Genomic DNA, 13,548 nt, shown 5'->3' with positions numbered 1-13,548 from the left:
GGCTCAGTCCCGGGTCACGCCCTCGCGCCAGATCACGGTGACCGGTTTGCCCAGGTCCCGGGCGTAGGCGACGATCTCGGCGGTGCCGCCGTGCCCGCGCGCGGGCAGTCCGTCCCAGACGGCGACGAGCCGGTCGCAGGAGTCGGCGATGTAGGTGCCGGCGGCGTAGTAGGCCTCGTCGGTGGAGCGGGCGAAGTCCATCCGGACCTCCTGCGTGGCCCGCTGCTTGAGTCCTCGGTAGCGGGCGAGGGACTCGGGGTCCTCGAACGCGTCCTCGTAGTCCCCGCTGGGGATGACCACGGTCAGCCCCGCGCCGTATTCCAGCGCGATGGCGGCGAACAGCTGGTCCGCTCCCTCGGCGAGGCTGGAGAGGGCCTCCAACGGCCCTTCGTGGCCCCCCAGTACGGCGCGCAGGCCGCTCTCCACGTGGGCGAGCACCTCGCCCGGAATGGACCGGTGCCCCGTCACGCCGATTCGCTTCATTCGGAACCCTGCCTCCCCCGTGGACACGGACACCCTGGACATCCTCCCAGATGGCGGGAGGACGTCCAGGGGTGCGGCGGGGGCGCGTGGGTCACCGTCGGCGGACGAGGGTCACCGTCAGTAGACGCTGACCCCGTAGGCGTTGAGGGCCTCGACCACGGGCTGGAAGAAGGTCGTGCCGCCCGAGGAGCAGTTGCCGCTGCCGCCCGAGGTGAGGCCGACCGCGCGGGTGCCCGAGTAGAGCGGGCCGCCGCTGTCGCCGGGCTCGGCGCAGACGTTGGTCCTGATCATGCCGTAGACGACGTCTCCGCCGCCGTAGTTGACGGTGGCGTTGAGGCCGGTCACCGAACCGCTGTGGGTGCCGGTCGTGGAGCCGCGCCGCTTCACGGACAGGCCGACCGTGGCGTTGATCGCGCTGGTGATGTCCTGGCTGCCGACGGTGCCGGGCGGCACCGGGGAGTTGCTGGCGTACTTGATCAGGCCGTAGTCGTTGTTCGGGAAGCTGGAGCCGGTGGTGGAGCCGAGCACGGTGGTGCGGGCCGAGTTGGTCCACCAGGTGCCGGCGCCGTCGGTGCAGTGCCCGGCGGTGAGGGCGTAGTAGTTGCTGCCGCTGCGCACGTTGAAGCCGAGCGAGCAGCGCCAGCTCGACGCGTAGATGGCGTCGCCGCCGGAGGCCAGCTTGGTCAGCTTGCCGGGGGTGCGCTCGATGCGCAGGGCCTTGGCGTCCGCTCCCGCCTCGCGCTTGATTCTCGCGAGGTCCGCGGCGGAGACGGTGGAGTCGGCCGTGACCACGAGGGTTCCGGTGGCGGGGTCGGTGTGCCAGGCGGTGCCCGCGACGTCGGCGCGCAGGACGGAGGCGCCGGCCGAGGCGAGCCGGTCGGCGCTGAATCCGCCGGCCTGGTCGTCGGCGCTCGCCACGGTGGGGGCTGCGAGCGCCGCCATGGCGGCCATGCCGGTGGCCACCGCGAGCAGCCTGGTACGGGTGATGCGCTTGATCCTCACTTCTCGTCCTCCTGGAGAGGGTTCGGGGGCCCGGCGGCTGTGGGGGTGCCGGTGCCCGTGAGGCGCAGTCGGGGGTGTGAGCGGCGCGTGAATTTTGGCCGTGCCCCTGACAAGCGCTGTCGGGAGTGTCCTGTCGTCAGATACCTGTCGCAAGGGCGCCTTTCAGCCGCCGCTCGCCGGCCGCCACTTCGAAGGGCAGCGTGTTCCCGGGGGGTGGGAAGGGACAGATGAAGTGGTCCGCGAAGGCGCAGGGAGGCAGCAGGGCCCGGTTGAGGTCGACGGTGACCGAGCCGGCCTCCCCCGGCACTCCGGGCTTCAGGAACCGGAACCTGTAGCTGGAGCGGCCGCCGGTGGCATCGCCGAAGACGGCCCAGAGGCTGCCGTCGTCCTCGTCGACCGCGACCTGGAGGGTGTGCTCGGCGCCGGCGAAGCGGAAGCTCAGTTCGCCGCCGAGGCCGAGCCCGCGCGCCTGCCCGTCGGCGTTGTCCACCTGGACGGTCCGCTGCTCCCCGTACGGCGTGAAGCGTCCCGGCAGCGCGAATGCGGGGTCGTACGGGGTGGCCTCGATGCCGCCGAAGGCGCGCCGGGCCTCCGAGTCGGGGTCGAAGACGCGTACCGCCCACTCCCCTTCGCGCCGGATGACGACGAGCCGGAGCTCCCCCGCGGTGAGCCGGGAGTACGAGGGCGGGCCCTCGTCGGCGGCGAGTACCGCGTCACCGGTGAAGGGCTCGCCGTCGAGGAGGAGGGAATCCTCGGGGGCGGCCGTCAGCGCCACCCCGCCGTCGATGGCGCGCCAGTGGCCCGGAACGGCCGGAATTCGACCTTCCGGGTAGTCGGCGAGCCAGTGGGTGCCGATCAGCGCGAGGGGACCGTAGGGGGCGGACACGGTGGCCACCCGATGCTCGTGCCAGGCGTCCCAGGCGGCCTGCGGATCATTTGCGACATCGCTCATGCCGCTCAACCCTTCCACACCGGTCCGGACGGGAACCCTGGGCGAACCCGGGGTACGCCGTCCGGACGCGTGGAAACCGACGGGGGGTCAGCAGCCGTCGCAGGGACAGCAGCAGCCGTCGCAGCCCGGCCCGCAGTCACAGTTGTTGCAGCAGCCCTGGCGCTTCTTGCGGGACCACGGGCCCTCGTACTCGTCGGCGCAGCACATCTTGCAGGTGCAGCAGAGGCCGATGGCGACCGCGCACCCCGCCCAGAAACCTCGGCGCTCCGGGCGCGCGGGCTGACCTCCGGGGCCGGGAGGCGGCGGCGTCCCGGGCCCGCCGGGACCGCCGGGGAATCCCCCTCCGTAGGGGTTGTGTCCACCGGGGGGCTGCCCGTAGGGGTTCTGTCCGTACGGACCCCCGTGCTGACCGGCACCGTACGGGTTGCCGCCCTGCCCCGTGGAGGCGGACACCTCGTGCCCGTGCCCGCAGCCGGTCGCCCCGAAGGCCCGGTCCACCGAGGTGCGCAGCTCGTGCACCAGCAGCCGGTGGGCGAGGCCCGCGTCCGCGAACTCGACCTCGCGCAGCGCCAGCCGGATGCCGTGCAGGGCGTCGTCGCACAGCCGGCGGGCCTCCGTGAGCGGAGTGCCGGTGGCGGTGAGCGGGTTCCAGGCGCCCGCCGCGGCGTCGGCGGCCTGGTCCTCCACGGCGTCGAGCAGGTGCGCGAGCCGCCCGAAGTAGCGGCCCGCCTCGGCGAGCGCGGGGGCGTTGCCTGGCCGTCCGGCGAGCTGCGCGGTATGGGCGAAGGCGGCGGCCGTCGCGGTCTCGGTCGGCTCGGTCACCACGAGCACGGGCGTGCCGGGGCCGGCCAGGGTCTCGATGCCCGCCTGCCGGTCCACGGCGTCCACGAGAACCGCCGTGTCGAAGCCGAGCGAGGCCCCGGTCCGCGCGCCGGCCCGGTCCCAGCCGCGGGCCACCTTGCGGGCGGCCAGGGCGATCGGGGCACGGGCCAACAGCCCGTCCCGGTCGGCGACGTGGTCCCGTACCTTCGCCGAGGCCAGGACGAGCGAGACGGCGGCGGCGAGCCGCGCGCCCTCGCCGTTGGCCACGGAGGCGGTGCGCATCCCGCGCAGCGGGCAGGGGCCCGCGGTGCGCCGGGCACTGGTGGCGGGGCCGGACTGAGCATCCGTCAGAACGGAGACGAGCAGCCCGTCGTAGTTGGTGACGATCCTCGCGAACTGGCCGTGGTCCCCCCGAAGTGCCAGGCACAGCCCGCACAGATGGGCCATCCACTCCGCTTTGAACCGCTCGCCCAGTCGGTGCGTGCATGGTCTGACGATGCCGAACAAACCGCTTCCCCCGTGTGTCGTACGCGTGCTTGCCGGGCATCGTACCGAGCCCGACGCTTCACTCGTACGCCCTAATCGCTCACCCGTACGGCGGAAGCAGTCGTATTTTCACTCAGACAGCAGTGGTAGCTGCCAGGATCCTTGACCGTGCAACGGATGTTCTGCACCAGTACCGTCACGAAACCCCTGCGCGGCGACTATCCACTTGGCGCGTTGTCAGCATCATGGACGAGCATAGGGGCAGCGGAGATGAAGACAGACTGACCGCGATGAAAGGAGGCAGTCCATGGGTTCGGTGCGCAAGGCGAGTGCCTGGCTGGGTCTCGTGGAGGACAGCGACGACGAGCGTTACTACGACGACGACTACGAGTCGGCGGTGGAGCGCCAGCACGGTCCGGTGTCCGGCCCCGGCGACCAGTGGGTCACCGACCCCCGGGTCAAGGTGGCGTCCGAGTCGGCGGTGGAGCACGGCCGTCGGATCGCCACGGTCACCCCGGACGGTTTCCGTGACGCGCGTGGCATCGGCGAGCTGTTCCGCGACGGTGTCCCCGTCATCGTGAACCTGTCCTCGATGGACCCGGGCGACGCGAAGCGCGTCGTCGACTTCGCGGCCGGACTGACCTTCGGGCTGCGGGGTTCGATCGAGCGGGTGGCAACCAGGGTCTTCCTCCTGACCCCGGCCGACACCCAGATCGTGAACGGCGAGCCCGCCGGCCGCTCACGCGACTTCTTCAACCAGAGCTAGGCAGGGCCCTCACCGGAACGCGTCGAGCCCGGTGAGCGCCTTGCCCAGCACCAGTTGGTGCATCTCGACGGTGCCCTCGTAGGTGAGGACCGATTCGAGGTTGGTGGCGTGCCGCATGACGGGGTACTCGAGGGAGATCCCGTTGGCACCGAGGATGGTCCGCGCGGTGCGACAGATATCGATGGCCTCGCGGACGTTGTTGAGCTTGCCGAAGCTGATCTGCTCCGGCCGCAGGGTGCCCGCGTCCATCCGCCGGCCCAGGTGGTGGGCGAGCAGGATGCCCTTGTGGAGTTCGAGGGCCATGTCCGCGAGCTTGGCCTGGGTGAGCTGGAAGCCGCCGATCGGCTTCCCGAACTGCTCCCGCGTCCTGGCGTAGTCGAGCGCGGACTCGAAGCTGGCGCGCGCCGCGCCCATGGACCCCCAGATGATCCCGTACCGCGCGTGACTGAGGCAGCCGAGCGGCCCCTTGAGTCCGGTCACTCCCGGCAGCACCGCGTCCGCGGGCAGCCGCACGTCGTCCATGACCAGCTCGCTGGTGACGCTCGCCCGCAGCGACCACTTGTGCTTGATCTCCGGCGCGGAGAACCCGGCCGTGTCCGTCGGAACGGCGAACCCGCGGATCCCCTCATCGGTCTGCGCCCACACCACGGCGACCGCGGCCACGGACCCGTTGGTGATCCACATCTTGCGCCCGTTGAGCACCCAGTCGCTGCCCTCGCGCTTGGCGTACGTCCGCATCGCGGCGGGATCCGACCCCACATCGGGCTCGGTCAGCCCGAAGCAGCCGATCAGCTCACCGGCCGCCATACCGGGCAGCCAGCGCTGCTTCTGCTCCTCGGAGCCGTACTTCCAGATCGCGTACATGGCCAGCGAGCCCTGTACGGAGACCAGCGAGCGGATCCCGGAATCGGCGGCCTCCAGCTCCAGGCAGGCGAGCCCGTACTGCACGGCGCTGGCCCCGGCGCAGCCGTATCCCTCCAGCGACATCCCGAGCGCCCCGATGGCCCCGAGCTCCCGCGCCAGCTCCCGGATCCCGGGCAGCTCACCGCTCTCGTACCACTCGGCGACGTACGGCAGCACCCGGTCGGCGGCCCAGCCGCGGACGGTGTCCCGGATGGCGAGGTCCTCGGGCCCGAGGAGCTCGTCGAGCCCGAGCGGATCGGTGGGTACGAAGGACACGGGGCCTCCCGGCGGCCGGAGCGGAACCTAGCAGCGCAAGTTTTACGCCGCGTCGCTGACGCTAGCGACCCCGACCGAGCAAAATCCACCCCCGCCGCCCCAATCCGGCTCCGCCGAGGCAACCCCGGCGGCTGGGTCCGTCCAACCCCGCCGGGCAAAAACCCAGCCCCGCCGGCGATTGAGGCGCGGGGTCCGGGGCAGCGCCCCGGCAGCGGTGCCGCACCCGACGGTCAGCCCGCGTGCTCCACCGGAGCCGGGCACGGCTCGGCCTTCGTCTGCGCAGGCAGCCGCACCGGCTCGGCCGGCACCCCCTCCGCGGCCCCACACTCCATGGCCTTCGGCAACTTCAGCGCCATCAGGGCCCCCGCGAACAACAACACCGCGCTCACCGCGAGGGTGACGTGCAGCCCGTGCACGAAGGAGGACCGTGCGGCCGCGTACAGCGAGGCCCCCGCCGGCCCCCCGAGCTGCGCCGCGACCGCATAGGCCTCGCCCAGCGAGTTGGCCGCCCCCGCCGCCTCCGCCGCCGGAACCCCCGGCACACCCGCCAGCCCCGGCCGGTACGCCGCGTTCATCACGCTGCCCAGCAGCGCGATGCCCATGCCCGCGCCCAGCTGGTACGAGGTCTCGCCGATCGAGGCGGCGCCGCCGGCCGTCGCCGCCGGGGCCTCGCTCAGCATCGACTCGTACGCCGCGAACAGCGTGGTCTGCAGCCCGAAGCCGAGCAGGACGAAGCCGACCGTCAGCAGCACCGGCCGGTCGTGCTCCCCCATCAGCGTCAGCAGCAGCACCGCGAAGGCGGTCAGCACGAAGCCCAGCGACACCATCCTGCGCGGCCCGACCCGGGCCAGCGTGTACGACCCCGTCGCGCCCGCGGCCATGGCGGCGAAGGTGAGCGGCAGCAACCGCAGGCCGGTCTCCAGCGGGCTGAGGTGCAGCACCAGCTGGAGGTACTGCACGGCGATCAGCTCCAGGCCGACCAGCGCCAGCATGGCCAGCACGATGCAGCCGACGGAGGTCGAGAAGGCGGCCCGGGAGAACATCCGCATGTCGATCAGCGGGTGCGCACGCCGCTTCTGGCGCCGTACGAAGAGCACGATCAGCGCCGCCCCGAGCAGCAGCGGGACCAGCGCCTGCGCGTCGAACAGCTGCCGCTCCGCGCCGAGCCGCTTGATCCCGAGCACCGCCCCGAGCACACCGGCGGCGGCCATCAGGGCGCCCAGTACGTCCCACGGCCCGTCGGAGGTGCCGCGCGACTCCGGCAGCAGCCGGCGTCCGAGCGGCAGGATCAGCGCCATCAGCGGGATGTTGATGAGGAAGACGGAGCCCCACCAGTAGTGCTGGACGAGGAACCCGCCGAGCACCGGCCCGCTCGCGGCGCCGATCGCGGCGACGGCGGTCCAGATGCCGATGGCCAGCGCCCGCTCGCGCCGGTCGGGGAAGACCTGGCGGAGGATCGACAGGGTGGCGGGCATGATCATTGCGCCGCCGATGCCGAGCAGGGCACGCGCGGCGATGAGGACCTGGGCGCTGTCGGCGAAGGCCGCGATGGCGGAGGCCACGCCGAAGAGTCCGTAGCCGAGGAGGAGGACGCGGCGGCGGCCGACCCGGTCGCCGAGCGTGCCGAAGAGGATCAGCAGTGCGGCGCAGACCAGTGGGTAGGCGTCGACGATCCAGAGGAGCTCGATGGGGCCGGGGCGCAGGTCCTCGGTCACGGACGGCACGGCGACGTGCAGGATCGTCGCGTCGAGCGCGACGAGGACCAGGCTGACGCAGAGGACGGCCAGGACGACCCAGCGGTTGGTCCCGCCGGAGGCCGCGCTCAGCCGCTGCCAGGGGGAAGGAGCCTTGACCCCGGCCGCGTTCGTCCCCGCCATGCATGTACCTCCCAGGTGATCCCTCGCGCTCGGCGGACCAGCGTCTTGTGGAGCCACGGGGGGTGGTGCGCTGTGCGGCGTCCAACGGGGTCCGGCATCGACACGCGAGTGAACGATCAGCGTACGCGAGTTCGCCTGCCCGCTACGTGGCCAAGCTCTCATCCCGGCGGCGCCCTCCGTGTGGCGTGCGCCACTCCCCCCACCCCACCCCTCCCCCGCGTACACGTGCGCTCACCGCGCGTGGTTCTCGGCCGGGTCGGCGGCCCGGCTCAGTTGCCGCCGCCACCGATAATCATGCCCGTGAAGGATCTTGGATTTCGCCGGGCCGCGCCCGCGCTCGCCCTCTTCGCCGCCATCCGGCTGCTGGGACTGGCGGCGCTCGCTGTGTGGTGCTCGGCGGCCGGCAGCAGCCCGCACACCCTGCTGTCGGCCCGCTGGGACTCGCTCTGGTACGCCCGCATCGCCGCGGAGGGGTACGGGTACGAGGTGGTCCTCCCGAACGGGGACGTCCACTCGAACCTGGCCTTCTTCCCTCTGCTGCCCTGGCTGGAGCGGCTGGTGTCGGCGCCGACCGGGCTCTCCTACGGCTCCGCGGGCCTGGTGGTGTCGGTGGTCGCGGGGCTCGCCGCGGCCTGGGGGATCTTCGCGGTCGCCGACCTCCTCCACGGCCGCCGCGCCGGGGTGTTCGCCGTCGGGGTGTGGGCGGCGCTCCCGGTCGGCATCGTCCAGTCGATGGCGTACAGCGAGTCGCTGTTCACGGCGCCGGCCGCCTGGGGCCTGTACGGGGCCCTGCGCGGCCGGTGGCTCACGGCGGGTCTGCTCGCGGCGGCCGCGGGGCTGACCCGCCCGGTCGGGGCCGCGGTGGTCGCCGCGGTGTGGGTGGCCGTCGTACTGGCGTGGCGGCGCGGGGAGCGGTCCTGGCAGATGGCTGCGGGCGCGCTGCTGGCTCCGGCGGGCGCGACGGCGTACGTGCTGTGGGTCGGGGAGCGCACCGGGGGCGGGCTGCTCGGGTACCTGGACGTGCAGGGCGGCTGGGGCAACGGCTTCGACGGCGGCTGGGCCTTCGCCCGGTTCGTCGGCGGGAAGCTGGCCTCCTCCGCGTTCCTCGCCGGGGTGGGACTGATCGCGGGGGTGGTGTTGGTGCTGTGGCTGTACGGGAAGTGCGTACGGCAGCGGCAGCCGGCGCCGCTGCTCGTGTACTGCGGGATCGTCGTGGCGCTGGCGCTGTGCGCGTCCGGGTACTTCGGCTCCAAGCCCCGGCTGTTGCTCCCCGCCTTCCCCCTGGTGCTGCCCGTGGCCTCGGCCCTGGCCGGGTGGCGGACCCTGCGGGCGGGCCTGGTGCTGGGAGCGGGAGCCCTGGTCGCGGCGGTGTACGGGGCGTTCTGGCTGAACGGCTCGGGCCCTCCGTAGGCCCGTCCCGCCGGGCCACAGGGCTCAGGTCCCCGCAGGGAAAATGAAATTGGCCTGCGGCGATAAAGCTCGGGTAAGCACGCGAAACAATTACCGGTTCGGTCGATCAAGACCGCTCCAACCGCTGCCGAAATACCCGGAATTAAGTCACCCGTGAGACCTACTCCACATCACATGGTCATCACAAAGCCCGCGATTCGCCCGGGCCGAGCATCGACGCGCGGTAACGTCGATTGAGTGCGTACCGACCAAATCCCGACTCGGCTGGAGCGGGTGTTCGCCCGGCTGGACCGGGAACCAGAGCGACCGGCTCATCTGCAAACCCCGCAGATGAGCCGGCACCGCGTCGTACTCCTCGGATCGACCCTCGTCTTCTACCTCGCGATCGTGGTGGCCGTACTGACCACGTCCTGGCTCGTCCGCCTGGACTGGCAGGTCATGTTCTTCCGGCCCTACGAGCAGTGGCCTCAGCTGCACGCCTTCCTGGACTACCTCGTCGTCCTCGGCCAGCGCGGGCCCACCGCGGTGATGGTCGCCGCCTGGCTCGGCTGGCGCTCCTGGCGGCAGCACACCCTCCGCCCGCTGATCACCCTCGGCGTGGCGCTGCTCCTGCTCAACGTCACCGTCGGGTCCGTCAAGCTCGGCCTCGGCCGGCTCGGCCCGCACTACGCCACCGAGATCGGCTCGGCCGAGCTCTTCGCGGGCGGCGATATATTTCCTTCCGGCCACACCGCCAATGCCGTCGTGACCTGGGGGATCCTGGCCTATCTGGCCTCCACCGTGGTCACCCGGCGGGTGCTGTCCGTGGTGTCCGCGGTCGTCTCGCTGAGCGTCGGCGCCACCACCGTGTACCTCGGTACCCACTGGATCAGCGACGTGCTGCTCGGCTGGTCCGCGGGGCTGCTGATCCTGCTGGCGCTCCCCTGGTTCGAGCCGCTGATCGCCCGGGTCGAGGCCTACGTCTTCGAGCTCCGCGAGCTGCTGCGCCGCCGCGCGGAAACCGGACGGATGCCCGCACCGGTCGTCACCGCGCTCACCCCGCTGCTGTCCGCGGGCGGGAAGTGGCAGCTCCAGCGCGTCGCCGAGCCTGCGTCGGGGCCGTCCACGGAGCCGGTGCCCGCGCACGCCGCGCAGCCGGCCGCGGCCGCCGCGGCGGCCGTGGTCACCGCACACTCCCCGGCGCCCAGGCCGGCCGCACACGCGTCCGGCCGGCAGCACGTGATCCGCTCCGAGCGGACGCCCGTCACCCCGGTCGGCAGCCGCCGCCCGGCACACGGCGAGCGGGCGGCCGCCGCCGCCCGGGGGGCCACGACGGCCCGCCCGGTGGCCGGCGGCTGAGGTCCCACCGCGGGGGCGGTACGCACCACCTCACCCCGCGGTGAACCCCTCGCACGAACCCCGCGACACGAGGGCGGGCCGGGTCACCGACCCGGCCCGCCCTCGTCGTCCGTCAGCGCCACGCCGGGACGTTCGTCCGTCCCGGGTCACGCTTGTGTCACAGAATACCTACAACTGCCAATTGTTTTGCGGCCCGCGACACGCCCGCCGCGCAGAGTCTTTGGAATTTCCCCCGAGAACGCCCGTATTCGCTTCGGGGATTGGCGGCACCCTGTTGGACCAGACCAGCTGAATACCCCTCAGGACCGCTACATTTCCTTCACTTCTCCTGCGGCCACGGCCCGTCCCAGGAGATCCCGCGTGGCCCTGATCCGGTCGGTCAGCTCCAGCGGCTCGACCACTTCGAACTCACAGCCGAGCATCATGACGTGAATCACCAGAACGTCGAGGTTCACCGCCCCGGTGCTCAGCAGACAACTGGTCGCGTCGACCGGTTCCACGGTTCCGTCGCTCGGCCCGATGATCCGTGCCGCCTCCTCCGCGGAGACCTTCAGCCGCACCACCGCGCGGGCCGCGTACACCCCCTGGGACACGCCCCGTGACACGTACGCGGCCAGGTCCTCGGCGGGCGGCGGGCGCGGGGTGAACCGCGGTCCGTGCGGGGGCCTGGGCTCGATCCGGTCGGCGCGGAAGGTCCGCCAGTCCTCCCGGTCCACGTCCCAGGCGACCAGGTACCAGCGCCGCTCGGTGCACACCAGCCGGTGCGGCTCGACCGTGCGGCGGGTGGCGTTGCCCTCGTGGTCCCGGTACTCGAAGCGCAGCCGCTCGCCGTCCCGGCAGACGGCGGCGAGCTCGGCCAGCACCGAGGGGTCCACCGTGGAGCGCTCGGCGCCGCGCAGCATCGGCACGGTGAACTCGTTGAGCGCGGACACCCGCCGCCGCAGCCGTGAGGGCAGTACCTGCTCCAGTTTGGCCAGGGCCCGTGCGGAGGCCTCCCCGATCCCCTCGACCCCGTTCCCGGCGGCGGTGCGCAGCCCGACGGCCACCGCGACGGCCTCGTCGTCGTCCAGCAGCAGCGGCGGCAGCTCGGCGCCGGCGCCGAGCTGGTAGCCGCCGCCGGTCCCGGGGCTGGCGTTCACCGGGTACCCGAGCTCGCGCAGCCGGTCCACGTCCCGCCGAACCGTCCGCGGCGTGACCCCGAGCCGGTCCGCGAGGTCGGCCCCGGTCCATTCGCGGTGGGCCTGCAACAGGGACAGCAGGCGCAGCAGTCGTGCGGAGGTTTCGAGCATGCCCCCGAGTCTGCCAGCGGGCCCGGCGCCCGCTGCGGGGGTCCGGGGCCGGTCCGGGCCCCCTTCAGGGCCGGTGGGGCAGCTGCGGGACCTCGAAACAGGTACGGGTCATGTCGCCGCCCTGGGTCACCCAGCCCATGCCGTCCTGCCAGCGGGCCACGGACAGGCAGGTCCTGCGTTCGGCCCCCGGGGGTGGCGGGGCGGGCGAGGGCACGAAGGAGGCGGGCAGCAGCAGCCCGCGCGCGGTGTAGGGCTCCGGGCGGCCCATGAACCGTTCGACACACGGACGAGTGAGCTCGGGCAGGCAGGAGCGGGCCGCGTCGGTGAACCACATGGCGGCGGCCCAGCCTTCGAGCTGCCACTGGGACAGCACCTTCCCCGCCAGCGCGGCGCGGAACTCGGCGACGGCCGGGTCGGCGGCGTCGGCGTGGTTGCGGCTCGACCCGGTCACCCAGAGGGAGTTGCGGCAGCCCGGGGCGTCCTTGAAGTCGGAGGGCACCCGGTCGTCCCAGTTCTGCACGTTGGTGACCTTGGCCGTGACCCGTACCCCGGCTGCGTCCATCGCCTCGCAGAGGCGGGCGTTGCCGTGCGTGTCGAGGGCGTCGAAGACCAGGTCCGTGCCGCGCGCCTTCAGGTCGGCGGCGACGGCCCGGAAGTTGGGCAGGGCGAAGTCGACCTGTTCGGGCACCACTTCGTACCCCTCGGCGCGCAGCCCCTGGATGATCTGGCGGGCGTAGCCGGCGGACGCGGCCTGGTTGTAGGAGACGACGGCGGCGCTGCGGGCGCCCTGCTCGCGCTTGAAGTACCGGTAGACCTCGATGCCGCCGTAGAGGGTGCCGCCCCAGCCGGGGGCCTTGCCGTCGCGCGGAGCCTGACTGCCGTAGATCCCGTACAGGTGCGGGTAGGTGTCGTACGCCGTCCCGATGGGCTGTCCCCCGATGTCGGGCACGCCGGCCCGGCTGACCCGGGGCGCGCCGGCGTAGGACAGGGAGGTCGTCGCGACGAGCGCGAACACCTTCTCCTCGTCGAGGAGTCGGCGGACGCACGCGTTGTTGCCGATCCCGCTGCCCCCGTCGTCGCAGTCGACCACCTCGACCGGGCGGCCGCCCAGCCCGCCGCGGGCGTTCAGTACGTCGAACCAGGCGCGGGCGCCCTCGCCGGGGCCGGTGAAGGCGTCACCGCCCACGGGGCTGGTGGCACTCGCGATGATCCCGACCTTCACCGGCTCGGCGACCGGCCGCGTGCCCTCGCGGAAGGCGCTCTCGGGGAGCCTGCTCCCGCAGGCGGCGCTCGCCGTCAGGAGCGCGGCGCACAACAGGGTTTCAGCACGGCGGGGGCGCCGCATTGCCGCTGAGCTCGATCAGCCCGCACAGGCTCTTCAGCGAGACCTTCCAGACCCCGTCGTCGAGCACGGCGATCCCCTTGCTGTCGGACAGTGCCGGGGAGCCGGCGACCAGCAGGTCGTAGGTCACCGTCGCCTCGGTGGGCGAGGTGAAGGCGATGTTCTCGACCTTGACGGAGGTCTTGTCCGCGTTGGGGAGGTTCGCGAAGCCGGACAGCAGCGGTTCCATCAGGTCACCGTGCTCCAGCACCTCGGCCTTCGCCTCGGTGGAGGCCTTCGGGTCGAAGAACAGGACCCAGTTCTTCTCGATCTCCGCCTTGGCCGCCGCCGGGTCGGCCGGCTCGCCCACGATCGGCGTGGAGGGCGCTCCGGCGGAGGCCGGGCTCGCCGCCGCGCTCCCTCCCGCGGTCGCGTCCGAACCCGAACCCGAATCCGAGGAGCATCCCGTGAGGGCCGGCACGACCAGCAGTACTGCGGCCGCCGCCCAGGCTGCGGCTCGTGGGTGTCTGCTCTGGACCATCTGGCTCACCACCGGTGTCCGAGCGAGCCGTTCGGCTCGATGCTTCCAGGGTCAGTGTCTTCACGGCATCCCGCAACGCGCG

The 13,548-nt window shown here is 72.6% G+C and carries 12 protein-coding genes; 3 read left to right on the top strand and 9 right to left on the bottom strand.

Going from position 1 to position 13,548, the window contains the following annotated elements:
• Nucleotides 1-3 precede the first annotated feature (3 nt).
• The 4 genes from OG625_RS30230 to OG625_RS30215 all read right to left on the bottom strand — a co-directional run bounded on the left by OG625_RS30230 (nucleotide 4) and on the right by OG625_RS30215 (nucleotide 3,766).
• Nucleotides 4-483: a hypothetical protein gene (locus tag OG625_RS30230; RefSeq protein ID WP_329387322.1), complete on the bottom strand. Its 480-nt coding sequence runs from the start codon at nucleotides 481-483 to the stop codon at nucleotides 4-6.
• Nucleotides 484-600: 117 nt separating this feature from the next.
• The gene (locus OG625_RS30225; protein ID WP_443067806.1) at nucleotides 601-1,485 is read right to left on the bottom strand and encodes a S1 family peptidase; all 885 of its coding nucleotides are present in this window, start codon (nucleotides 1,483-1,485) and stop codon (nucleotides 601-603) included.
• 136 nt (nucleotides 1,486-1,621) lie between these two features.
• Nucleotides 1,622-2,437: a DUF1684 domain-containing protein gene (locus OG625_RS30220; protein WP_329387320.1), complete on the bottom strand. Its 816-nt coding sequence runs from the start codon at nucleotides 2,435-2,437 to the stop codon at nucleotides 1,622-1,624.
• An 87-nt stretch (nucleotides 2,438-2,524) separates the two neighbouring features.
• On the bottom strand, nucleotides 2,525-3,766 hold the full coding sequence (locus tag OG625_RS30215; RefSeq protein WP_329387317.1) for a DUF5685 family protein: 1,242 nt from the start codon (nucleotides 3,764-3,766) through the stop codon (nucleotides 2,525-2,527).
• Nucleotides 3,767-4,052: 286 nt separating this feature from the next.
• Here OG625_RS30215 and OG625_RS30210 point away from each other — a divergent pair, with 286 nt between their 5' ends.
• Complete coding sequence (locus tag OG625_RS30210) at nucleotides 4,053-4,511, top strand: cell division protein SepF (protein ID WP_329387315.1); 459 nt, start codon at nucleotides 4,053-4,055, stop codon at nucleotides 4,509-4,511.
• Nucleotides 4,512-4,520: 9 nt separating this feature from the next.
• Here the strand turns inward: OG625_RS30210 and OG625_RS30205 are convergent, their stop codons facing one another.
• Nucleotides 4,521-5,690 carry an acyl-CoA dehydrogenase family protein gene (locus OG625_RS30205; protein ID WP_329387313.1) on the bottom strand — a complete coding sequence of 390 codons (1,170 nt, stop codon included), beginning with the start codon at nucleotides 5,688-5,690 and terminating at the stop codon, nucleotides 4,521-4,523.
• Between the two features lie 230 nt (nucleotides 5,691-5,920).
• A complete protein-coding gene (locus tag OG625_RS30200; RefSeq protein ID WP_329387311.1) occupies nucleotides 5,921-7,567 on the bottom strand; it encodes an MFS transporter in 1,647 nt (548 codons plus the stop codon).
• Nucleotides 7,568-7,861: 294 nt separating this feature from the next.
• Between OG625_RS30200 and OG625_RS30195 the strand changes: the two genes are divergently transcribed.
• Entirely contained in the window at nucleotides 7,862-8,977 is a 1,116-nt protein-coding gene (locus tag OG625_RS30195; protein ID WP_443067805.1) for a hypothetical protein, read from the top strand.
• Nucleotides 8,978-9,214: 237 nt separating this feature from the next.
• Nucleotides 9,215-10,315 carry a phosphatase PAP2 family protein gene (locus OG625_RS30190; RefSeq protein ID WP_329387307.1) on the top strand — a complete coding sequence of 367 codons (1,101 nt, stop codon included), beginning with the start codon at nucleotides 9,215-9,217 and terminating at the stop codon, nucleotides 10,313-10,315.
• A gap of 308 nt (nucleotides 10,316-10,623) precedes the next feature.
• Here OG625_RS30190 and OG625_RS30185 read toward each other — a convergent pair whose 3' ends face one another.
• The 3 genes from OG625_RS30185 to OG625_RS30175 all read right to left on the bottom strand — a co-directional run bounded on the left by OG625_RS30185 (nucleotide 10,624) and on the right by OG625_RS30175 (nucleotide 13,466).
• A complete protein-coding gene (locus OG625_RS30185; protein ID WP_329387305.1) occupies nucleotides 10,624-11,604 on the bottom strand; it encodes a helix-turn-helix transcriptional regulator in 981 nt (326 codons plus the stop codon).
• A gap of 64 nt (nucleotides 11,605-11,668) precedes the next feature.
• The gene (locus tag OG625_RS30180) at nucleotides 11,669-12,949 is read right to left on the bottom strand and encodes an ABC transporter substrate-binding protein (RefSeq protein ID WP_329387303.1); all 1,281 of its coding nucleotides are present in this window, start codon (nucleotides 12,947-12,949) and stop codon (nucleotides 11,669-11,671) included.
• Nucleotides 12,927-13,466, bottom strand: coding sequence for a hypothetical protein (locus OG625_RS30175; RefSeq protein WP_329387301.1), 540 nt, complete (start codon nucleotides 13,464-13,466; stop codon nucleotides 12,927-12,929). The genes OG625_RS30180 and OG625_RS30175 overlap by 23 nt, the downstream gene beginning before the upstream one ends.
• Nucleotides 13,467-13,548: the final 82 nt, after the last annotated feature.

The sequence above is a fragment of the Streptomyces sp. NBC_01351 genome, from assembly GCF_036237315.1.
Lineage (GTDB): Bacteria > Actinomycetota > Actinomycetes > Streptomycetales > Streptomycetaceae > Streptomyces.
The sequence above is the reverse complement of the archived record's forward strand: the minus strand, read 5'-3'. Positions and strand labels throughout refer to the sequence as shown.